Annotated in this window: 23 protein-coding genes, 1 pseudogene, 1 riboswitch and 1 other annotated feature; of the genes and pseudogenes, 1 reads left to right on the top strand and 23 read right to left on the bottom strand. The window is 27.0% G+C overall.

What is annotated here, in order from left to right:
- Positions 1-2: 2 nt before the first annotated feature.
- From SBIUS_RS01225 to SBIUS_RS01210, 4 genes are read right to left on the bottom strand one after another with little or no spacing between them, the layout of a single operon-like run.
- Positions 3-752: a pseudouridine synthase gene (locus SBIUS_RS01225; RefSeq protein WP_203352888.1), complete on the bottom strand. Its 750-nt coding sequence runs from the start codon at positions 750-752 to the stop codon at positions 3-5.
- Positions 752-1,312: an SMC-Scp complex subunit ScpB gene (gene scpB / locus SBIUS_RS01220; RefSeq protein WP_162684684.1), complete on the bottom strand. Its 561-nt coding sequence runs from the start codon at positions 1,310-1,312 to the stop codon at positions 752-754. The genes SBIUS_RS01225 and scpB overlap by 1 nt, the downstream gene beginning before the upstream one ends.
- A gap of 18 nt (positions 1,313-1,330) precedes the next feature.
- Positions 1,331-2,071 carry a ScpA family protein gene (locus tag SBIUS_RS01215; protein ID WP_162684683.1) on the bottom strand — a complete coding sequence of 247 codons (741 nt, stop codon included), beginning with the start codon at positions 2,069-2,071 and terminating at the stop codon, positions 1,331-1,333.
- Between the two features lie 18 nt (positions 2,072-2,089).
- Complete coding sequence (locus tag SBIUS_RS01210; RefSeq protein WP_162684682.1) at positions 2,090-2,935, bottom strand: hypothetical protein; 846 nt, start codon at positions 2,933-2,935, stop codon at positions 2,090-2,092.
- 131 nt (positions 2,936-3,066) lie between these two features.
- On the opposite strand from SBIUS_RS01210, the gene ispG reads away from it, so the two are divergent.
- Complete coding sequence (ispG, locus tag SBIUS_RS01205) at positions 3,067-4,140, top strand: flavodoxin-dependent (E)-4-hydroxy-3-methylbut-2-enyl-diphosphate synthase (RefSeq protein ID WP_162684681.1); 1,074 nt, start codon at positions 3,067-3,069, stop codon at positions 4,138-4,140.
- Between the two features lie 8 nt (positions 4,141-4,148).
- Here ispG and SBIUS_RS01200 read toward each other — a convergent pair whose 3' ends face one another.
- The 19 genes and pseudogenes from SBIUS_RS01200 to SBIUS_RS01110 form a co-directional block, all read right to left on the bottom strand.
- A complete protein-coding gene (locus SBIUS_RS01200; RefSeq protein ID WP_162684680.1) occupies positions 4,149-4,976 on the bottom strand; it encodes a hypothetical protein in 828 nt (275 codons plus the stop codon).
- Positions 4,969-6,414, bottom strand: a complete 1,446-nt coding sequence (locus SBIUS_RS01195; RefSeq protein ID WP_162684679.1) for a hypothetical protein — start codon at positions 6,412-6,414, stop codon at positions 4,969-4,971. Before SBIUS_RS01195 ends, SBIUS_RS01200 begins: the two co-directional genes overlap by 8 nt.
- 122 nt (positions 6,415-6,536) lie before the next feature.
- Positions 6,537-8,075: a hypothetical protein gene (locus SBIUS_RS01190; RefSeq protein ID WP_162684678.1), complete on the bottom strand. Its 1,539-nt coding sequence runs from the start codon at positions 8,073-8,075 to the stop codon at positions 6,537-6,539.
- Between the two features lie 104 nt (positions 8,076-8,179).
- Entirely contained in the window at positions 8,180-8,728 is a 549-nt protein-coding gene (frr, locus tag SBIUS_RS01185; RefSeq protein ID WP_162684677.1) for a ribosome recycling factor, read from the bottom strand.
- 16 nt (positions 8,729-8,744) lie between these two features.
- The gene (gene pyrH, locus SBIUS_RS01180; RefSeq protein ID WP_162684676.1) at positions 8,745-9,458 is read right to left on the bottom strand and encodes a UMP kinase; all 714 of its coding nucleotides are present in this window, start codon (positions 9,456-9,458) and stop codon (positions 8,745-8,747) included.
- Positions 9,459-9,520: 62 nt separating this feature from the next.
- Complete coding sequence (locus tag SBIUS_RS01175; protein WP_162684675.1) at positions 9,521-10,453, bottom strand: energy-coupled thiamine transporter ThiT; 933 nt, start codon at positions 10,451-10,453, stop codon at positions 9,521-9,523.
- A gap of 25 nt (positions 10,454-10,478) precedes the next feature.
- Positions 10,479-10,573: riboswitch (TPP riboswitch) on the bottom strand.
- Between the two features lie 55 nt (positions 10,574-10,628).
- Positions 10,629-11,321, bottom strand: coding sequence for a hypothetical protein (locus SBIUS_RS01170; RefSeq protein WP_162684674.1), 693 nt, complete (start codon positions 11,319-11,321; stop codon positions 10,629-10,631).
- Between the two features lie 2 nt (positions 11,322-11,323).
- A complete protein-coding gene (gene tsf, locus SBIUS_RS01165) occupies positions 11,324-12,199 on the bottom strand; it encodes a translation elongation factor Ts (protein WP_162684673.1) in 876 nt (291 codons plus the stop codon).
- Between the two features lie 11 nt (positions 12,200-12,210).
- A complete protein-coding gene (rpsB, locus tag SBIUS_RS01160; protein ID WP_162684672.1) occupies positions 12,211-13,050 on the bottom strand; it encodes a 30S ribosomal protein S2 in 840 nt (279 codons plus the stop codon).
- 195 nt (positions 13,051-13,245) lie between these two features.
- Complete coding sequence (locus SBIUS_RS01155) at positions 13,246-14,598, bottom strand: Sapep family Mn(2+)-dependent dipeptidase (protein ID WP_162684671.1); 1,353 nt, start codon at positions 14,596-14,598, stop codon at positions 13,246-13,248.
- Between the two features lie 10 nt (positions 14,599-14,608).
- Positions 14,609-15,463: a J domain-containing protein gene (locus SBIUS_RS01150; protein ID WP_162684670.1), complete on the bottom strand. Its 855-nt coding sequence runs from the start codon at positions 15,461-15,463 to the stop codon at positions 14,609-14,611.
- 50 nt (positions 15,464-15,513) lie between these two features.
- Positions 15,514-15,804 (bottom strand): 50S ribosomal protein L27, encoded by a 291-nt coding sequence (rpmA, locus tag SBIUS_RS01145; protein WP_101780515.1) that lies wholly within the window; start codon positions 15,802-15,804, stop codon positions 15,514-15,516.
- Between the two features lies 1 nt (position 15,805).
- A complete protein-coding gene (locus SBIUS_RS01140) occupies positions 15,806-16,117 on the bottom strand; it encodes a ribosomal-processing cysteine protease Prp (RefSeq protein WP_162684669.1) in 312 nt (103 codons plus the stop codon).
- A 144-nt stretch (positions 16,118-16,261) separates the two neighbouring features.
- Positions 16,262-16,558 (bottom strand): annotated as a pseudogene (gene rplU, locus SBIUS_RS01135) (50S ribosomal protein L21); the annotation flags it as partial.
- A gap of 7 nt (positions 16,559-16,565) precedes the next feature.
- Positions 16,566-16,644: a sequence feature (ribosomal protein L21 leader region), on the bottom strand.
- Positions 16,645-16,723: 79 nt separating this feature from the next.
- Positions 16,724-17,008, bottom strand: a complete 285-nt coding sequence (locus SBIUS_RS01130) for a hypothetical protein (RefSeq protein ID WP_162684667.1) — start codon at positions 17,006-17,008, stop codon at positions 16,724-16,726.
- Between the two features lie 46 nt (positions 17,009-17,054).
- Positions 17,055-17,933 (bottom strand): 16S rRNA (cytidine(1402)-2'-O)-methyltransferase, encoded by an 879-nt coding sequence (gene rsmI / locus SBIUS_RS01125; RefSeq protein ID WP_162684666.1) that lies wholly within the window; start codon positions 17,931-17,933, stop codon positions 17,055-17,057.
- 47 nt (positions 17,934-17,980) lie between these two features.
- Positions 17,981-18,454, bottom strand: a complete 474-nt coding sequence (gene greA, locus SBIUS_RS01120) for a transcription elongation factor GreA (RefSeq protein ID WP_162684665.1) — start codon at positions 18,452-18,454, stop codon at positions 17,981-17,983.
- A 65-nt stretch (positions 18,455-18,519) separates the two neighbouring features.
- Complete coding sequence (uvrC, locus tag SBIUS_RS01115; protein WP_162684664.1) at positions 18,520-20,286, bottom strand: excinuclease ABC subunit UvrC; 1,767 nt, start codon at positions 20,284-20,286, stop codon at positions 18,520-18,522.
- Positions 20,287-20,348: 62 nt separating this feature from the next.
- Entirely contained in the window at positions 20,349-23,279 is a 2,931-nt protein-coding gene (locus SBIUS_RS01110; protein WP_162684663.1) for a DNA translocase FtsK, read from the bottom strand.
- Positions 23,280-23,301: the final 22 nt, after the last annotated feature.

Raw genomic sequence — 23,301 nt, 5'->3', positions numbered from 1 at the left:
ATTTATTTACCCCTTTTAACTTTCAATGAATTATATATTCCATAAAATTGTTTTATTTCATGTGCTTTTAGTTCTCTGAATTTACCTATTGGTAAGTCATCAATTGTTAAGAACTCAATTTGAGTTCTTTTTAATTTTTTTAAATAAATATCTGCTGCAATCAGCATTTTTTTAACATGGTGTTTTCTACCTTCTGCAATTGTTAATTCAATTACAGATTCATCGTATTCTTCATCATATTTTAATAATCTAGCTTGTATTGCTTTTGTTTTATAGTCATCATCAATTATAACTCCATCCACAAGTTCTTTTATTTGATACTTGTGAACTTTACCGTTACAAAGCGCTTGATAAGTTTTTCTAAATTCATATTTTGGATGCATTACAAAGTTTGCAAATTCACCATCATTTGTCATAATAAGCGCTCCAGAAACATCATAGTCTAACCTTCCTACTGGATAAACTCTAAGTTTAGAACCTTTAAAGTATTCTGCAACTGTTTTTCTATCCTTTGGATCATGCATTGTTGTTAAAACCAATCTTGGTTTATTAAACAAGTAATAAACTTTTTCTTTTACTTCACTTACTGTTTTATTGTTAATATCAATGTTTACATTAGTATCAAATTTTGAACCTAATTCTGTAATTACTTGACCATTAACTTTAACTCTACCTTGAGCTATTAACTCTTCTGCTCTTCTTCTTGAACAATATCCCCTAGTGGCGATAATTTTTTGCAATCTTTCTTCCATTATTCACCTCTATTGAAAATATCTTTTTCTTCTTCTATTGACTCTTTTAGTTTAGGAAGTTCATCTAAACTATTTAAATTGAAATACTTCAAGAAGTCTTCTGTAACTTTATAAAGCATTGGTTTTCCAACCTCTTCAGATTTACCAGCTTCTTCAATTAAATTTCTTAACTTTAATTTATAAAATATTGTTTCACAATTTACTCCTCTAATGTCTTCAACATTAGCTCTTGAAATTGGACCTTTGTAAGCAATTATAGATAAAGTCTCAATGCTTGCTGTAGATAATTTTGATTCTGTTTTAACATTTGCAAGTTTTGTATAAAATTCAGAATTCTCTTTTTTAGTTATCATTCTGTATTTATTTTTTGCAAATTTTTGAATGCTCAATCCAGAAGCATTATCATTATTATATTTTTGGATTAAATCATCAATTAAAACTTCAATTTCATCTTGACTGACATCACCTAAAATAAACTGTAAATCCTCTACTGTTGTACCCTCATCACCATTTACAAAAAGTAAACCTTCAGCAATTGCCATTTTTTTATTATTATCCATAATTTACCTCCAAATTTGCTAACCTAAATATTTTACAATAACTTCTTCATTCTTTTGAGAAAGTGTGATAAATTTTTTTGCAGCAAGATCTAAAACCGCTAAAAATGTAGCTACCATCATTCTTATTGAAAATTCTTTTATTTCAATAAGTTTTCCAAGTTCAATTTCATCAATATTATTATTTTTTAAAAATAGTTTAATTTCTTCAGCAACTTCTTCAGGAGAAACTTCTTCTGAAGTTATTGTGTTTACTTCCATTTTCTTGAACTTGTTTTTTTCAATAGCTCTCAAGAATATATTTGAAAATTTTTCTATATCAATTGTGTTTTCTGCCAATGGTAGTTTATCATCATCAATTTTGGCAATTTTAATAATACTTTTTGATTTACTAAATGTTTTTAAAAAGTCTTCTTGTTTTGTTTTAAAGAAGTTTGTAACCTCTTTAATTTTGTGATATTCCATTAATCTTCTGATTAATTCATCTCTTTCTTGTTGTTCGTAGTTTGAATCAACTTCAACTTCTTCTTTTGGTATTAAAAGTTTTGATTTTAACTCAATTAAATAAGCTGCCATAACAAGGTATTCACTTGCTATTTCAATATCTAACATTTCATACTCTTTAATATAAGAAATGTATTGAGATGATAACTCTAAAAGATTGATATCCATTATATCCATTTCTTTTTCTTTTATTAAATGTAATAACAAGTCTAAAGGTCCATTAAAGTTATTCAATTGTATTTCATTTCATTTATTCATAATGTACCCCTTAAATTCCTATTTCTCTTTTTTCAAGTTTTCTAGTGTTTTTCTTATTTCCATCTCTGATTGTAAATATTTATTTAACGCTAGCATTATTCTACCAATAATTATGAATAATAACTCTAAAGAAAAACAAATATTATATTTAAATGATGGATCTACAAAATCATGTTCAATAGAATTTCTCAATCTTCTTATATAGTGTCATGCTTTTGAGTAAGTGATTTGTTCAATTACATCACTTAGTTTTTGATATTCAATAGCGCTGCTAGCCAAAAATGAAATATCTCTTAAAAAGTCGTTAGCAAACTTTAATGGTTCTCCATTATAAACACTTAACTCTTTTTTACAATATTTGTCATTTAAGTGTCTTGCAATATAAGTTAATTTATCAAATATTGTATAAAGATATTTAAAACTTTCATTTTGTTGATGAAACTCAACAGTATTGATTCCATATAAAGTTTCATAATCAGTTAAAGAATCAAATTCATATGTTTTTTCTAAAAAATATCTAAAGATACTTTTTACCTCTACAAAAATTGACTGATTTAAAGTATCTTCTTCAATAAACATTGCCTTTTCAATAGCTCTCTTTGTATTTGATAAATAATCGTGAATGTTTTCCACTTTTAATTCTATTGAACTTGGTTGTCTAAATTTAATATCTAAGTATCTTCCGCTATTTTCACAATATTCTACTAACTTTTGTATTATTGCATCATTTCTAAAAAAAGTATCGTCAATATATTCTTGAATTACATCACTATAAGCACTAAATTCTTTTATTGTATTATATTCTTTTGAGGCAAGTATTTTATTTATTTGAACTATATCTTTTAATGTAGTTTTTTCTGACATATTTATACACCTCTTACTATATTGATTATACATAAAAAAAATTTATACCCCTATTTTTGAGTTCTAAAAAAGTAGTTATATAAAAAGAAGTGTATAATATTTTATGAAAGCGATATTCTAAAGGTGAATTTATGATAAATAGAATTAACACTAGAAAAGTAATGGTTGGTAATATTGAAATTGGTGGAAATAACGAAGTTGTTATACAATCAATGACTACAACAAAAACCCATAATGTAAAAGAAACTTTAGAACAAATTAATTCACTTTATAAAGAAGGATGTCAAATAGTTAGAGTTGCTGTTCTGGGTATTGATGATGCAAATTCTTTAAAAGAAATTGTAGATAATTCTCCTGTACCAATAGTTGCAGATATACATTTTAATTACAAGTTCGCTTTAATAGCAGCCGATGCTGGATGTTCAAAAATCAGAATTAATCCAGGAAATATTGGTATTGAAGAAAATACAATAGCTGTTGTAGAAAAGTGTAAAGAAAAAAATATTCCAATAAGAATTGGTGTCAACTCAGGAAGTTTGCCAAAAAAAATGGTTGCACAATATGGTTGAACAGCAAAGGCTATGGTTGAATCATTAAGAGAACACATAGAAATATTAGAAAAGTATGATTTTAAAAATATAATTTATTCTCTAAAAGCAACAGATCCTTTGATGGCAATTGAAGCTTATGAATTGGCAAGCGAAAACTGAGATTATCCAGCTCACTTAGGTATAACTGAAGCTGGTAGTTTGTTAAACGGGGCTATAAAATCAAGTTTTGGTTTAGGTTACTTACTTCAAAAAGGAATTGGAAGTACAATAAGAATTAGTTTGAGTGAAGATCCAGTTGAGGAAATAAAAGTTGCCAAAAGATTATTAAACTCTCTAGGACTATTCCACAATATGGTAGAAGTTATTGCTTGTCCAACATGTGGTAGACTTGAATTTGGTCTAAGAGATGTGGTTAGAGAAGTTGAAGAATTTGTCGAAGAGCTTCAGTTCCCTTTAAAAGTTGCAATACTTGGTTGTGTTGTTAACGGACCAGGAGAAGCAAGTCAAGCAGATATAGGTATTGCTGGTGGTAATAAAGGTGGAATAATTTTTAAAAAAGGTAAGATCTTTAAAACTGTTGAGCAAAACCAATTAGTTCCAGAATTAAAAGAATTGATATTAGAATATTATGAAGAATGAAAAAAAGTGCAATAGCACTTTTTTTAAAATTTAATTTCAAACAAAAAATCTTTTTGTTCATCTTTTTGTAATTTCATTATTCCCTCTTTATCTTTTAATTCAAAAGATTCTTTGTTTAATAGGTCTGGTATACCATTTCAATTTTCTATACAAATAAAATCACATTCGTTACTTTCTCTTCAAATAACCAAATCTTTAAAATCATTTGCCATAATATTGAAATTAACTTTTCCATTTTCAAAATAAATCTCTTCTTTGTTAAAATTATTTGTCATATAAGATTTACCATTAGAAAAATCTAAATTACTAATATTTATATCTTTTATTTTTATTTCCTTTTTTAAATTTGATACCAATCCTTTTTCAAATTGATCAGTAAATAAATCTTCTTTTATTAAATCTACTCTAGAATTTTTATTAAAAATAAAACCAGGATGGTGACCTAAAGAAAAATACATTTCTTCATCTTCTAAATTAGAAACTTTTATATTAAAAGAAAATACTTTATCACTCAAAAATAAGTCTATATTTAATTTAAATCTAAATGGATAAACATCTATGAATTCTTCTTTTGAAAAATACTCTAAAGAAATTGAATTTTGGTTTTGTTCTAAAATTTTCCAATCTTTTATTTCTCTAAAAAATCCATGTCTAGTTAATCCAAGTTCTTTATTTTTATGAGTTAATTTTTCATTAACAGCTCCACAAACCGGGAATAAAATTGGTCAAGACTTATCTCACAAAGAAGTTTTTTGATATATTATTTCAACAGTGTCATTTTTTATACTAGTTATTTCAAAAGGACTAATATTAAATTGCACTTCTATAGATTCATTGAATATTTTAAACATTTTCTTGAACTTCCTCTATGCTTGATTCTACATCAAACTTTGTTTTTGTTTTTGCTATTACCCTTTTCTTTATAAGCACTTTTAAATTTTGTGTTGCCATTTTATATTTAACATAATCTGCAAATATTTTATTGCTCATAAAATAAAATATTAAAATGAAAGTTAAAACAATGATACAAGCAATGGACATAATTATTGTTGTTGCATCATCAAATACAGCTAAAGTATTATTCATAGCACTAGTGTCAAATGAATTTCTAAACTCCAATAACTCTTTTAGATTTGAAAAATCTTTAAAGATACCTAAGTTTAATTCTGAAATTATATTTTGTGAAACTTCTACTAAAAAGTAAGCTCCAATCATAGCGCTACCATAGAATCCTGTTACAGGATTTTTTCTTGCTCTATAATTTCAGAACATACACACTGAAAATAGTGAGTAAATAATTTGATTAAAACTTATTCCTGCAATTAAATTTAAAACTATAAAAACAAATGGGTTTTGAACAAAAGCCATTGCAGTATAAACACCAAAAAGAACAAACAAGTTTATGAAAATAAGATACTTTTGTTCAAATATCTTAGTCAATATTTTATAACTTATAATTGATGCAAAAATTGTTGGTATTAAATAAATAAAGTCATTTATTCTCATTCATAAATAAATACTTTCATCACTTAGATTAAACTTTGTAAGATTTAAAGCAATAAATAATTTAATTACTAGTGAATTATTAATAGCACTTGTAAGAGCCAAAAGAAAACCTAATAAATAAATTAAAAGAAACAATTTATTATTTTTCTTCGGAAGATGTTCTAAGATTTCTTGATCAAAAACTTGAACCATATTTTTATTTTCTTTTGTAAAAAAACTTAAAGCCATTGAGCTTGCCAACATCAAAATTAAAATTATTGATAAAGTTAAATTTGAAGAAAGTGCTTTTTGACCAATAACTATATTTAAGTTACTTAAATATATACCAAAAGTTGATGAGAAAGTCATGAAGACAAATGTTATTCAAACAGAAGGTAAAACATAGATTCTGTAAAAACTTTGCTCATTTAAAAAAAGATAAAATAAAGTAGAACTAGCAATTGAAAGTGATAATAAAATAGAAGTAATTATCAAAGCTCATAAAGGAAGATTTGTTAAACTTAATAAAATTACTAACAAAATCATTATCCCATTACTTGCTTGTATTCAAATTTTTCTATTTTTTCAAATACCAGTAACAAATGTTGCTAATGGTTTTAAAAAAATAAGGAAAAGAGATGTAGAGAAAATTGTTATTACAATAAAACTTTTAGAATCTAAAAAATTTATTTGATCCTTCAATTGATTTCCTGCATAACCTGCAGCAATCCAAAAAAGAACTATTTGTATTATTCATAAATATGAATTTTTTTGAAGTTTTTCTTTTGAACACAAAAAAACCATTGAAATAACACATGCTATAAAAAGTAACGGAAATAAAATCTTTAAATCTCAATATTGCATTTTTTACACCTCAACTTATATTTTATTACAAATAAAAAACAAAAGGTCATTTAAATGACCTTTTAGTGTGAAAAGTTTTGTGGACTCTCACTATTTTTTGAAATAGATGGAGAAATCTTTTCTTGATTTAATTTTTTAATATCCTTTTTCATTTTTTTAATTTCATTATGTACTTTAATTAGATAAACACTAGATTCATTGTTATATTCTTGAATTGAATCAATAATTTCTACTTTATTTTCTAATTGGAAATTATAAAATGCTATTTTTTTGTATTGTTTATCACTTACAGAAACTAAGTAACAAACTGAATAAATAACAAATACTAAAAACATAAATATTGAAGATCCGATTATTGCAATATCAACAACATTACTTAAATTGAACATAAACAATTCTTTGAAAATTATTTGATTTGTATTAAGTCATTGTATTGCAGCTTTTGCGAATAAACCTAAAATTGGAGTTATTAGCATAAATACTAATAATGTAACCAATCATCCACTCATAACTTTAAATTTTCTATATATCTTAGAGTTTTTTAAAGCATCTTGATTGAATCCACCACTTACTCCAAATAGAGTATTTGTATTTTCTATATTGTTATTATATTGTTCATTTAAACTATCTTGAATTTTTTGATGTCTATTAAAGTTTTCAAATAGTTTTTTAGTATTTAAAGGACCAGTTTCAAGTGTGTCGAAATGTTTTTCATCCAACGTAGCTGTAATATCCTTTTGAGGTTTTTGTAAAATAACTTCTTTTTCAACAAACTCTTTTTCTAAAGTTTCTGTAAAGTCTTCTTCTACGCTTTCGTTTGAAAGTACATTTTTTTCCTCTGACATTCTTTTTTCAACAACATTTGCATTTATTTGATTAAATAAGTCAGATGCAGTTGTTCTTTCAACTCTAGAAGTTTGATCCAAGTATTGTTCATTTTCAACAATTGTTTGTTCTTTTTTTAATTGTTCTACCATTTGCATTTGTTCATTTTGTTTTGCTTCAAAATGTTTCTTTTCTTCATTTAAAACCCTTGTAGGTATAAATTCTGATGTTTGAGTTGGTATTTCTCCTATTAATTGTAGATCACTGAATGTTTCATCGATTGGAGGAACTTTTTCAAAAGAAGGAGTTCTTCTAGGTGTTAAATGAACTTTAGTTTCTGGTATTTGAAAATTTTGAACTAATCCAACAGTTGCTTCGTTTTGAGGTTTTTCTAAATCTTCAAAAGTAGCTTGTGCTTCAAGATCATCATTTTTAATTTCATCAAAGATAATATCATCTAAAGTAAAAGTAGCTTCTCCAGATAAGTCAAATAAACTAATATCTTCACTATCTCCTGCTCCCACTTCTGAAAAAAGTGATTCTATATAGCTTGTGTCAGTTACTTGACTGTCAAATTCATTTATTTGATTATCTTCTCTTCTTTTTAGTTCAATTTGAGTAACTTTTCTTGAATCAACAGTTAAAATCTCTTGATTAATTAAATTTTTGATTTTCAAAAATTTAATTGTTCCTCCAGTTACTTCTTTTTCAATAATTTCTATTATTACATAATTTTGTTGGTTGTATGTAACCACCATACCCATATTAAAGCCCATAATCTACACCTCTCTAATATTTAGTATATATATAAAAATTACTTTTACAACTTTATGATTTTTTATTTCAAAAAAAAAAAAAAAAAAAAAACTAGTTAAACTAGTTAAATTTTCATTAAATCATTTTCTTTTTCTTTTGCAAGTTGATCAAGCATTTCAACGTATTTATCAGTTAACTTTTGTACTTGATTTTCTAAATCTTTTTTTACATCTTCTGGTGAAGATGAATCTTTTTTGATTTTATCATTTGCATCTCTTCTTGCATTTCTAACTCTAACTTTAAAACCTTCAAGCTCTTTTAGCATTTTTTTAACTAAATCTTTTCTTATTTCTTCTGTTAAAGCAGGAATATTAATTCTTACCAAATCAGCTTCTGCAATTGGGTTTAATCCTAAATCAGCTTTATTAATTCCAGCAACAACAGCTGCCACTTGAGATCTATCATATGGTTTAATAACTAATTGTTGTGGTTCTGGTGAAGATATTTGTGATGTTTGATTTATTGGTGTTGGAGTTCCATAAAAATCAACCATTACACTATTTAGCATATTTGCATTTGCTCTACCAGTTCTAACTTTATTTAAGTAATCTTTGAAACTATCAATAGTTTCTTCCATACTTAATTCTGTCATTTCTATAATTTCGTGTGCCATTTTTCTATTTCCTTTACTATTTAATTATTGTACTTTCTAAATCGCCATGAGCTATTTTAATGATATTGTCTTTACCATTCATATCAAATACAACAATTTCTAATTTACCATCTCTTGATAAAGCAGCTGCTGTTGAGTCCATAACTTGTAAATTACCTGCAACTAAATCATCATGAGTTAAACTTTCTAAAAATTTTGCATCAGGATTGGTGTTTGGATCTGAATCATAAACTCCTTTTGTACCATTTTTAGCCATCAATAAAGCATCTGCTTTAATTTCAATAGCTCTAATACTTGCTCCTGTATCTGTTGTAAAGTAACTGTAACCAGTTCCTCCAGCAAATATTGTTACATAACCTTCATCAAGTTTTTCTCTTGCATTTCTATAGTTATATGCACTTGTAACTGTTTTGATTTCCAAAGATGAATAAACTTTAACCTTATCAAAACCTAATTTTCTTAATGTTGCTTCAAATGCTAATGCATTCATAATTGTTGCAAGCATTCCCATGTAATCAGCTTCAATTCTGAACAATTCTAAGGTATCTGCCAATTTACCTCTTCAAATGTTTCCTCCACCAATTACAATACCGATTTGTAAACCTTGTTTTGTTAATTCAATAACTTGGTTTGCAACTTCGTCTAATTTTTCTTTATCATAAATATCTCCACTACCCTTTAAAGCTTCACCTGATATTTTTAATAAAACTCTTTTATATTTTAATGCCATACTTACCTCGCTAGATAAATTATAACAAAATCGCGTATTTTTTGAAGAATATATAAGGTTTTTTAATTATTATATTCACTATTTGTAAAAAATCTTTCCTTGATCACCCAAAGAGATTCGCAAGAAACAGGAATACAGATCATTAACATTACATAATCAAATATTGTATTTACAGAATTGTATATAAATGAATATCCAACAGTATTTGATCACTCGAATTGCGGAAACTGTTCTTGTTTATTTGGGTTTAATCAAAAAATCACTCCAGATGTTACTCTAGAAAAGTAAATTATTATTATAGGTACTGTTACAAAAGAGAATCAAACAGATAATTTTACTATTCAATTTTTAGATTTGACACTTGGTGCAAAAAAAGAAGCAAAAAAGATACAAAAAGCAGTTATTCAATAGTCAAATAAAAATTGCCAAAAAGCTAAATATACTCCTGGTAAAAGAGCAGTTAAACTAGCTGCTGTAAAACACAAAATGAATGATGATGTTTTTGTTAAAATAAATGCACCAAAGAACAATGGTATATATTTAAAAGTAAGTTCTATAAAGAAAAACTGAGTTGTTGGTATAAAAGTTGTTATATAGCCAATAACAAAGTATAAAGCCAATAAAACAGAACTTGCAGTTAAATCAAAAATAGTTATTTTTGGTAACTTTTTAAATTTAAAACTAGGTCTTTCATTTCTAAAAACTCAAATCATCATTTCAATATTCAAAGTCAATATTGATAAAGAGATTATTATATTATTGTTGTTTAAACCACCATAAATATAATTCATTATTAATGAAATATTCATTAAAAGGAACATAACAAAAACAATAGAAAAACAAAAACTTATAGTAACTATTTTACTTGTTACTAAATCTCCATTTAATTTTATTCCATTACTAACTGCAATTATCGATCATATTATTAATGCTAAAAAAATAAATACCCTTAAAGAACTTAATAAAAGTGTTATTTTTAAATTTTTTTTATTCATGAATTTCCTCCATGAAAAAAGCAGAATTTGTCTTTTAAAGGACTTCCTACGCTAGTATTAACTAGATCAGGTTCTAAGAGTATTTCTCAAGCTATTTAATAGCTACCTCTGCCTTTTTCATTATAATTTTATATTTAAATAAAAGAAAAACACATTTAAAATGTGTTTTGAAAATTTATTTCTCTTCTTTTTTTGATTCTTCTTTTTTAACATCTTGCTTTTTAACTTCTGGTTTTGAAGTTTGTAAAGCAGCTTGTCTAATTTTTGCTACTTCTTCTTTAAAGTAATCTGATTCATTGCCTTTTTCTGGTTTTACACCAGTTTTTTCAGCAATTTCTAAAAAGTACATACCAATTGTTGTTTTTTTACTAAACTTGATTTTTTTTAATGTTCTTTTACCTTCTAGGTAGTTTACATAAACTGCACTTTTTTCATCATCTTCAATAATTTTAACTATTTTAGATAATTTTATTGTTTCTCCTAAAGTAACTAATTTGTCTTCCTCTTTTTCAATATAGAATCATATTTGATTTGAGAAAAAGATTACCATTGAGAATCAAATTGCAGATAATACTGCAGCAAATACAACAAAGACGATCAATAATATTCTTGCTGTATCTTCTTCTTTCGCCAATAAACCAAAGTATGAAAACAATGATAATAAAGACGAAGCGATTGATAATAATTGAATTGTTATCAAAGTAGAAAGTAAAGGATTACTTGAAAACTTTATTTCTGACTTTGTTTTTTTAAACTTCATTGTTATAAATCATGAAGAAATTGAAGAAAGAGGTGTTACTAATAATAACACTATTGAAATTATTAATAAATTATTGCCATCTTCTATTGTAGATAATAAATTAAACATGATTAGTTACCTGCCAATTGTGCTGCAACTTCTGCTGCAAAATCTGTAGTAACTTTTTCAATTCCTTCACCAACTTCAAATCTAAACATGTTAGTTAAAGTTGCTCCTTTTGATTTAATAAAGTTTCCAACTGTTTGTTTTTCATCCATAACAAAACCTTGAGCTAATAAAGTAACTTCAGCAAGTTTTTTATTTAACTTACCTTTTAAAATTCCTTCAGCTACATTTTCGGGTTTTCCTGTTAAATCAGTTGTTTCTTTAATAATGTGAAGTTCTTGATCTTTAAATTCTTGAGGAACATCTTGTTCTGAAAGATATTTTGGTGCCATTGCAGCAACGTGCATACATACATTGTATGCATCTTCATCATTAATGTCTCCTTCAAATCCTAATAATACTGAAATTCTGTTGTTTGCGTGGTTATAAATTGATAATTTACCACCTTCAACTGCAGCAATTCTTCTTAATTCGATTTTTTCTCCAATTGTTGCTGTTGCTTCAACACAAGCTTCACTAATTGTTTGACCTGATGCTAATTTAACTTCTAATGCTTCTTCTAAAGTTGATGCACTTGAATCTAATAAAGCACTTCCAATGTTTTCAATTAATGCCATAAATTTGTCATTTTTAGAAACGAAATCTGTTTCTGAGTTAACTTCAAAAACAACTGCTCTTTTTCCATTTGTTTTAGCAAATGAAACACCTTCAGCTGCAACTCTGTCAGCTTTTTTAGCTGCTTTTGCTAATCCGTTTTCTCTTAATCAAACTACTGCTTCATCGATGTTACCGTCTGTAGCTTCTAAAGCTTTTTTACAGTCCATCATTCCAGCAGAAGTCATTTCTCTTAATTCTTTAATTAATTGTGGTGTAACTGCCATTTTAATCTCTCCTATTTAGTTTCTTCTTTTTTAACTGTTGGTTTTTTGTATGCTGGTCTTTCAGCATTTGAATCGTTGTTTCTTGGTGTGTAATTTCTTCTTTCACCATTGTATTCTCTATCTTCTTTTTTCTGTGCAACAACTTTTAAATTACTTGGTTGCATTTTAATTCCAGCTGCATCAGCGTAAACTTCAACAATATAGTTTGTAATTATGTTTACTGATTCTTGAATGTCATCGTTTGCAGGAATTACAAAGTCTACCATATCTGGATCAACGTTTGTATCACAAATAGCGATAACTGGAATTCTTAATTTTCTTGCTTCTTTAACTGCAATTTCATCAGTTTTTGGATCAACTACGAACATTGCTGCAGGTAGTTTATGCATTTGTTTAATACCACCTAAAGTTTTTTCTAATTTAGCTTTTTCTTTTTTAATTAGAATTTGCTCTTTTTTAGGTCTTAGGTTAATTTTTCCTGTTTTTTCTTCGTTTTCAATGTCTCATAGAGCTTTAATTCTTAATGAAATAGTTTTCATGTTAGTTAAAGTTCCACCTAATCATCTTGAGTTAACATAGAAGTTTCCACTTCTTAATGCAGCTTCTTTAACTGCATTTTTAGCACTTCTTTTTGTTCCTACAAAAATAATTTTTTCTCTTTTTTGTCCAATTGAAGTAACGTATTTTTTAACATCCTCTAATCTTCAGATTGTTTGTTGTAAATCAATAACGTGATTTTTGTTTTTTGCTCCATAAATATATGGTTTCATTTTTGGATTTCAACGTTTAGTTTGGTGTCCAAATTGAGCTCCAGCATCTCATAGCTGTTCTCTTGTTAAGTCTTTTGCCATTTTTAAGGCTCCTTTCATTTTAATTCGTTAGTCTTCCATTATGGTTCTAAATAACTCCACTCGTTTAATTAAAGTTAACGAGCACTGGGAGTTAAAATTCCCAAATGTGATTGCATACCCAAAATAAATATACAAACAAGTATAGTATATCATTTTTTACACTTGCTTTTAAACAAAAAAATAATGCTAAAAGCATTATTTTAATTTTGTTAGTTTAACCAATGATTTTGCATAAATTTCCATCATTTTTTTCAAATCTTCAATTTTTACATACTCATTGTAAGCGTGCATTGTAGAATCATTTAAATCAAATTCAGCTCCAAAAGCGATCATGTTAGGCATTGATTTTGCAAATGTCCCACCACCAATAGCAATTGGTTCTGCTTTAAGATCTCCTGTAACTTCTTTGTAAACTTCCATTATATTTTTAACTACATCACTGTCTTTTGGGAAATAAACTCTATCTTCGATTGAAGATAATTTTAACCCTAACCCTTTGTCTTTAACAAATTTTTCAAGAACATCAACAACATCTTTTTGTGGATCTCTTGTACAAGGTATTCTAAAGTTAATTGTGAATCTATAGTCTGTTTTTGAAATATTTACAATTCCATTACATGCTGTTAAATCTCCAGTTTCATCTGTTAAATCTCCAAAAATTTCTTTCATATCGAAATTTAAATGAGCATAATTTGCAACAAATTGTGCCAATGGATGTTTTAATCCATTTGAGTCAATTGCTTTTAACAATCAAGTTGAAGCAGATACTCCTTTAAATGGTAAACTTCCGTGAGCAGATACTCCTTTAACAAATAAGTATCCATCACTCTCATAAGAATCAATTCCATTTTCTTTTAATCAAGAAGCAATTTCTTCTTGTTTTGGACCTTTATATTTAACTAGGTCATTTACTGCATTATAAACTTCTCCACCACTTAGTTCAAATTCAGATTCAAATTCTCCAACTAAATCAACATCTGCAATTCATTTTTCAGCATAAACAACCGGGAAGTGACCGTCAGGAACATAACCTAAATCACAAAGTTGTTCATTTTCAACATATGCTTCCATACATTCTCAATTTGTTTCTTCACTTGTTCCAAAAATGAATCTAATTTTGTAATCTGGTTTAAAACCATGATCAATTAAATATTTAAAAGCAAATATATTCATCATAGTAGGACCTTTATCGTCAAAAGTTCCCCTTCCGATTAATTTTCCATCTTTTATAATTGGCTCAAATGGATTAGTTTCTCATTCATCTATATTTCCTGCAGGAACAACATCTAAGTGACAAATTATCCCAAATAATTTGTCACCATCACCATAATCTGCATAACCATATCTATAATCTGGTGCTATAAAAGTTTGAAAACCAAATGTTTTCAACAATTCAACACAGTGATCTAGAACTTTTCTTGTGTCTTCGTGAACTGGTGCTCCATAAGTTAAATCCCTTCTATAAGAAGGCATTGCTACTATTTTTTTTGTTTCTTCTAAAGCTTGATCAAAATATTGACCAAGTAATATTTCTTTTTCAACATTCATGTTAATTACCTTAATCTTTCTTTCTATCTTTTAAAACAGTATCATATGCATCATTTATTTCAGCCATTTTTTCTTTAGCATATTCTTTATTATTTCTATCTGGGTGATAAATTTTTGCTAATTTTAAATATGCCTTTTTAATTTTTTCGTCTGTTTCAAATGGTGAAACTTCCAAAATTCTATATGCTCTGCTTAATTTTTCATCACTTTGTTTTTTAACAAAGTTTGAATTTTCATTACCACTATTGTCTGACTTATTTTGATAAAACTCTGTTTCAATAGTCATTATTATTTTATCAATACCTTTGCAAAAATCTATAAATTGTTCATCTACAAAATCATTTATTCTATCTGGGGTTATTAATTTATAAGATTTATTTTCAAACTTCGAAATTATAGATGGTATTACATTGCTTATAAAAATATCTTTATACAAATTGAAAATACTTATAGAAAACTCATTGTAAACTTTTATTAAATTTTCTGAAGACAAAGTAATAAATTTTTCTTTTGAAAGTTTTTCAAAAATGACAAAAAAATCAAATTCTTTATTAGCTCAATAGTCGTAAAAACTATTTTGGGTATGTTTAAGAGAACTTATCAAACTATCGCTTGGATATTTTTCTTTAATATTTTTAAAATCACTAATAAATGGAAAAGTATTAAAATTTTCCGTAATTTGCAATTCATTTATAAATACCCTTTTGTTTGATTGGTTTTGAAATAACTTTTTAAAATCAGATAGATCTTGTTTTATATTTCTATTATCATTCTTTTTTCCCTTATTTTTAAATATCTTTAATAAGTAAAATAGAACAAAGATAAAAATTATAAAAGTTATTGATATACCTAAAATTAATGACATTTTAATTTCCTCATTTCATTAAAAAAAGCCCCAAACGGGACTTTATATTATTATTTAGATTCTTGTGGAATAACTACAGCTCTAGTTCTGTTTTTACCAAATCTTTGGTATTTAACTATTCCTGATACTAAAGCGAATAATGTATCATCTCCACCACGTCCAACATTTGCACCTGGATGGATTTTTGTTCCTCTTTGTCTGAAAATAATTGAACCTGCATTAGCAAATTGTCCATCTGCTTTTTTAGCTCCTAAACGTTTTGATTCTGAGTCACGCCCGTTTTTAGTTGACCCAACCCCTTTTTTAGAAGCAAAATATTGTAATCCTAATAAGAAACGCATATTAAATCATCCTTTCTATTTTAAAATTCTTTGGATATTGCACCTGAATAGTTTCTAGTTGAATAAGCATAAATTCTAATAAATTATTTAATAATTCATCATCTTTAACTATTTTAATACTTATTTCATTTTCCTTAACATCTATTTCAACATTGCTTTTAAATTGAATGTCGAAAGCATTTAAAGATCCAGTAACTATCCCTGTAATAGCTGCACATACAAGATCATGACCATAGTCACCACCCTCAGCATGTCCATTTATTACAAACGAATTTATTTTATTGTTTTTTTCAACAATTTTAGCTTTTACCATCTACTATTCCTCAGTTTTTGGTTCTGTAGTAGCTTTTGGTGCAGCAGCTTTTGTAGCTGTTGTTGTTTTTGGTGCAGCAGCAGCTTTAGGAGCTGTTGCTGTAGTTTTTGTTTCTGCAGAATCAGTTGTTGATTTTGATCCTCCTAATGAAATAGCGTCAATTTTAACTTTTGTATATGGTTGTCTGTGACCATAAACTTTATTAACGTTTTTCTTAGGGTGATATCTAACAACTCTAAGTTTTTTACCTTTACCTTGTTTAACAACAGTTCCTGTAACTGTTGCCCCTTTGATTAAAGGTGAACCTACTGTACCATCTATCATTAGAACTTCGTTAAAAGTAACTTTTTTACCTTCTTCAACATCTAATTTTTCTACGTAGATTTCATCATCTTTAGAAACTTTAATTTGTTTTCCACCTGTTTTTATAATTGCGAACATCTTTATTCCTCCAGTCTAGACTCGCCTTGCATGTGAGTTGTTTTTCAAACTACTTATTGACATACAAAGTGCGGTTGAAACTAGCAACCTAAATAATTTTATACTAAATTGGAATTAAAAATCTAGTTTTTTTAACTTTTTTATTAAAAAAGGTTCAGAAGAAACCTAAAATAAACTAACTACACTCGGCACTTTTGAATCAGCTTCAATATTTAGCTTATTTGAAGTTGTATTATCTGATTTAAAAGTTGAGTTACCAATTTTTGCCTCTAATTTATCTACTTTATTTAGAGATTTTGCTGTAAAGATTGTTGTTGATATTGATCCAATTGTGTTTGTAAATAAATCACTTACTCCCTTTGCAATACTTCCAATACCATTTAATAAAGCTCCAGTAACACCTTTACCCCCAACAACTTCTCTTTTTTGATTTGTATTTAATTTTTCCATAGTAAAATACCTCCCATTATTTATATCGATATAAATAATTATTTTTTTACTTATAGAAGAACTTTGTTAGTTCATTTTTATTTACATTATATTTCTTTGATACAGTTTTTATAGCATCCTTTTTACTAATGTTTGTTTTCAATAATTCTTCAACTTCTGAAACTATTTTTTGCATATCTATTTCTTTATTTATAGTTTTTTTAAAGTTTGATTCTAAAACAACACAAAACTCCCCTTTAAGAACTAAATTATCACTATTTATATAGTCACAAATCTCTTTTATTGTCCCTCTTAGAAATTCTTCATTTATTTTTGTTAATTCTCTTGCCAAAACCATTTTAGTTTCAGAGTCAATCATCAATGAAAGTTGATTTAAAGTGGATTGGATTCTATGAACAGATTCATAAAAAGATATTATAACCTCTTCATTTTGTTGTTCTTCTAAAACCTTTTTTAAGTCATTTTCTATATTTTTTTTATCTAAAAACCCTAAAAATAGGTTTCTTCTAGAAACAAAACCAGAACTTGCTATTGCATGAATATAGGCAGGACCACAATTAACTGAAGTTATATTAACTTCAACATTTGATTCTAATACTTGTTTTATAACAATTGCACCTGGATCACTTATGCAAGGAACTCCAGCATCACTTATAATTGCTATGTTTTTATATTTATTAATATCTTCAATAAAGCTTTCACTTATAGAAAATTCATTAAATTTATGTAGTGCTTTTAATTTTTTATTTAAATTTAGTTTTTCAAAAAGTTTGAAACTCACCCTAGTGTCTTCACAGTATATTACATCAGCTTTTTGAAATGTCTCTACAACTCTTTTTGAAATGTCATCCAAATTCCCTATTGGGGTTCCCACCAAATATATAGTTGGTAAATCATTTTTAAATGTACTTTGCACTTTTAACATAACTTTTCTCCTTGTATAAAAAAACCTAATAAAGTTATTAGGTTAAATTATTTAATTTCTTTAATTGTTATTTTGTAAGGTTCTTTAAGTTCTCTCACTTCAACTGAATCTCCAACAACTTTTCCCAACATTGCTTTTGCAAGTGGTGATTCGTTTGAGATTTTGTTTTCAAATGGGTCAGCTTCAATAGCTCCAACAATTTTTACACTCATGTCTTTTTTAGTTTTTTGACTTGTAAATGTAACTTGGCTACCAATTTTTACTTCTTTATTTTTTGAATTTGAATCTTCAATAATTTTTGCTTTAGAAAGCATAGCTTCAACTTCTTTAATTCTAGCTTCAACTTCTGCTTGTCTGTTTCTTGCTGCATCATAATCAGCATTTTCTGATAAATCTCCTTGAGCACGAGCTTCAACAAGTTCTTCAATAACTTGTGGACGAACGTTATTAATTAAATTAGCTAATTCGTCTTTTAATTCTTGTAGCCCCTCAGCAGTTAAAATAATGTCTTTATCTGTCATATTAATCCCCTTTTATTTAACTAAAATATTATACATTTTTTTACCATAAAAATAAGCATATTATTCTATTTTTTGTTTTCAATTTTATTTTTTATTTCTTTAATAGCTAAAACAATTTCATCTTTTTTGACTATTTTTTTAATATCTTCATAATCTGCATTATAGAAATCCATTCTTGAAGGATATAGTTGGTTAATTTTTTGTATCATTTTCTCTCCAACACCTTTTATTGAAGATAAGTCATCTTTAGAAAATGATTTAGCTTGTTTTTTTCTAAAACTTGAGATAGCAAAGTTATGAACTCTGTTTTGTATTAATTCTAAAAACTTAAAGACCTCTGATGTTTTATCTAAGATAATTTCGTTTTCTTGAGTATCTAAAATATATTCTGTTTTGTGTTTATCGTTTTTTACAAGACCAATAACTGGTATATTTAAATCTAATAACTCTAATTGTGATTTAGCTGCATGAACTTGTATTTTTCCACCATCCATTATTATAAGATCTGGTAAATTTTGTTGTGCATTTAAATCCTTTTGATATCTTCTATATATCATATTTTGCATTCTTTGAAAGTCACCTTTTTCATCAATGATAATGTTGTATTTTCTAAAATCATTGAAACTTGGTTGACCACCTTTAAAAACAACCATAGCACCAGTTACAAATTCATCTAATATATTTGCAACATCAAACATTTCAATGTGATATGGATAATTAGGTAAGTTCAAGGTTTTTTGAACTTGATCTAGCAATTCTTCTTTACTGATAGATTTTTGACTTTTATATAATTCTTCTTGTCTGATATATTCTTGAGCATTATTTTTTGCTAAATTTAAAATTCTTAAACTTGATTCATCATTCCCATATGTTATCTTTTCATTAAATAACAATTGCAAACTACTATCTTCTAATTCTTTTGGTAATAAAATATAGTCTGGTAACATATTTTTTGAATAAATTTGCATTATAAAATTTTCAAATAAAGGTTTAACTTCTTGAAATGTATTTTTCATTATTAATTGATCTTTTAAAATCAATTTTCCGCTTCTATAAAATAGAACTACAAAACAAACATAGTGATCACTTTCGTAATAGTTAAATACATCTCTATTTAAATTATCGTTAAAATCAACAAATTGTTCTGTAATAGAGAAGTTTAAGTGACTTATAATTTCTTTAATTCTTTGTGCTTCTTCAAATTGTAAATTGTCAGAAGCTATAAACATTTTTTCTTCTAATTTGTTTTTAAAATCATCATTGCTTCTATTAAAAAAGTTTTTAACATTTTGTATTTGATTTTCATAAAAACTAGATTCAACTTCTTTAAAACAAGCCCCTGAACATTGTTCTATATGATAGTGAATACATGGTTTTCCTAAATTTCCTTTACATCTTCTTAAAGGATAAATTCTCTCTAAAGTTTTTAAAATATTTCTAGCACTTGTTCCATCAGGAAGTGGTCCAAATGAAATTTGATTGTTATTATCATAGTTTCTTGTATAAACATAAACGGGATCTTTTTCTTTTGTTATAGCAATATATGGATATTTTTTATCATCATTTAAAACAATGTTATATCTCGGTCTATATTTTTTAATTAAGTTTTGTTCTAAAATCAAAGATTCTTTTTCATTTTCTGTAACAATAGTTTCAATATCAACTATGTCTCTTACAAGTTTAGTTGTTTTATAATTATGAGCTCTATTGAAATAACTAGAAACTCTTTTTTTAAGATTTTTTGCTTTTCCAACATAGATTATTTTATTTTCTTTATTTTTATATAAATAGCAACCAGGTTTTTCTGGTAAATTTTTAACTATGTTTTCCATAAAATCTCACCTCAGTATTATTATATAGTCTTAAAAAAAATCAGCATTTAATTTTGCTGATTTTAATATATATCTTCTGCTTTAATATAAACTTCTCTTGGTTTTGAACCATTTTGTGGTCCAATTATTCCCATTAGTTCAAGTTCATCTACAATTTTTGCAGCTCTATTATAACCAATTGCAAATTGTCTTTGAATTAAACTGGTTGAAGCTTTTTGCTTGCTTATTACATAATCTTTAATTTCATTAAACATAGGATCTGAACCAGCACCCATGTTAATTGTGTTGGTATCTTCTTCTATTTTTAAGAATTCAGAATCGAAAATTTGTTGTTGTTGAGTTGAACAATGTCTTACTAAAGCTTCAATTTCATCATCACTTATATAAGCACCTTGTGCTCTAACAAGTGAAGCACTTCCTGGAAGTGTGTACAACAGATCTCCTTTTCCAATTAATCTTTCAGCACCACTTGAATCTAAAATAGTTCTTGAATCAATTGATGAAGTTACAGAAAAGGCAATTCTTACTGGAATGTTAGATTTAATAACACCTGTAATAACATCTGTTGAAGGTCTTTGAGTTGCAACAATTAAGTGAATTCCTGCAGCACGAGAAAGTTGTGTAAGTCTCATAATAGAGTCTTCAACATCTTTTTTATTTGAGGTCATCATTAAGTCTGCTAGCTCGTCGATAATAACTACATAGTAAGGAAGTTTTGTTTCAGAAGATGCTTGTCTTGAGTTAAATCCATCAATGTTTTTAACTCCATTTGTTGTGAAAAGAGCATATCTTCTTTCCATTTCATTTATAACTTTTTTAAGTGCACTATTTGCAACACTCATATCACTAATTACTGGTGCAAGTAAATGAGGAATTGAAGAATAAACTGAAAGTTCAACTTTTTTAGGGTCAATCATCAAGAATTTAACTTCATGAGGCTTTGCTTTCATTAGAATTGATGAAATTATACCGTTGATCATAACTGACTTACCACTACCTGTTGAACCAGCAACAAGTAAGTGAGGCATTTTATCAAGTTCACCAAATAACATATCTCCAGTAACTGTTTTACCAATAGCAAAATATAGTTTACTTCCCATTTTAGTAATAGGTTGTTCTTCAATAACAGTTCTCATTGGAACAATTTCAGGTTTATCGTTTGGTATTTCTATACCTACAGCTTGTTTTCCTGGAATTGGAGATTCCATTATAACATTTTGAGTTGCTAACGCTAATTTCAAGTCATTTTCCAATGATGTAATGCTATTAACTTTTGTTCCAGGTTCTGGTTGAATTTCAAATTTAATAACAGTTGGACCGATATTCATATTAGTTACACTAGCATGAACTCCAAACTGTTTGAAAGTTTCATTAATTCTTTGAGCTTTTTCTTCCGCTGCTTTTCTAACTTCTTCTTGCTGAACTGAGTTATTGCCTTTTTGAGTAAGTATTTCAATTGAAGGAAGTTGATAAGCATCATTTACAAATTGTTGTTTTTCAACAGCTTTATTTGTATTAACCTCCATTTGTTGTTTACCATTATTTCTTGATTGATATCCACTTGAAGAATATAAAATATTTCTTGCAAGATTTTCTTGCATCGGAGAAGTGTAATCATTAAATTCTTCAAACTGTTTTTTAACTTGTTCTTTTTCTTTTTTAGTTTCATTAATGAAGTAATCCAAAGTGATTTGACCTTCTGGTGTTTCTTCGACTTTTTCTTTTTTTGTTTTTGATTTAACTAGTTCTTGAGTTTTACCATTAGCACCGAAAGGAGTTATATTTGTTTCTTTTGCCAATTGTTCCCTTGCTTGTTCTGTAGAAACTTGACCATATTTTGATTCAATAGGCATTGGGAAATCAAAGTCATAATCTTTTTCTCTTCTAGAAGTATAAACAGGTTCTTCTCTGACAAAAGATTCAGCTCTATATTTTGCCTCTTCCCTTACTTTATCTAAATTAAAATCTGTTATTTTCTTTAGTCCTTGTTCTTGATGATTCATGAACTCATTTTTGTAGTCTTGATTTGGATTATAGTTTTCTAGATTTATGTTTGAGAAGTCATCATTATAAAAATCAGTATTAACTTCTTCATAAATATTTCTATCACTGTTTCTGTTATAACTTGGCAATTCAATAGTGATATCAGATTCTTTCATAGATGCTAAAATATTTCTTTCCTCGAAACCGTCATCATCATCTAAATTAATAAGACTAAATATTCCTCTGTTATTTCTTTGCTTTTTAACTTTTGGGCTATAACTTGAATTTTTATTATTTTTTAAAGAAAGTATTCTTAGTCTTTTACCTGTTCTTTTTGATTTGGGTTTTAAAAAGAAGAAGGCATCTCCTGTAAATATTCATATCATATCTAAAACGAAAAAGAATAAAGCTATTACTAACCCAAAGTATATTGATGTATATGCAGAAAAACCGGCTAAAATTGTTCCAATTAATCCACCACCAGCTCATAAATTAAAGTATGTTTCTGGATTTGCAACTCATATTGTTCCACTATTTTCTCCTCAAAGAGATTTTTGAGTTCAATTTTCAAAATAAGAAGATATTGAATCTTTTAGTATTGTAGATGATCAAATAGCATTAACTTTAAAATCTTCTGTTTTAACATTATAAGCAACTATAAAAAGAATTGAAGATATTATTCAACACATTGAAATTCATGTAATAATTACCATTGCTAAAAATCTTTTTTTAGGTTTAAATTTTATTCCAAAATAAATAGCAAAATCCACCATAAAAAATAATAGATATAAAAAGTACTTAAATCACCCAAAAGGCAAATTAAAAAATACGTCATCAATAAATTGACCAACGATTGTAATTCTTCCTAATGACATTAAGTTTATAAAGAATAGAAGTAAAGCTCCAACTATTCATGAAACTGAATCTGCTCTTCTTTCTTTTTTTTGAAGAGTAAATGCTCTTGTACGGTCATTGTCATCTTGATTATTTAGCCCATTAAAATTATTCATGATTCCACCTTTGTATATTGCC

This window comes from Spiroplasma sp. BIUS-1 (genome assembly GCF_010365805.1).
GTDB lineage: Bacteria > Bacillota_I > Bacilli_A > Mycoplasmatales > Mycoplasmataceae > Spiroplasma_A.
The sequence above is the reverse complement of the archived record's forward strand: the minus strand, read 5'-3'. Positions and strand labels throughout refer to the sequence as shown.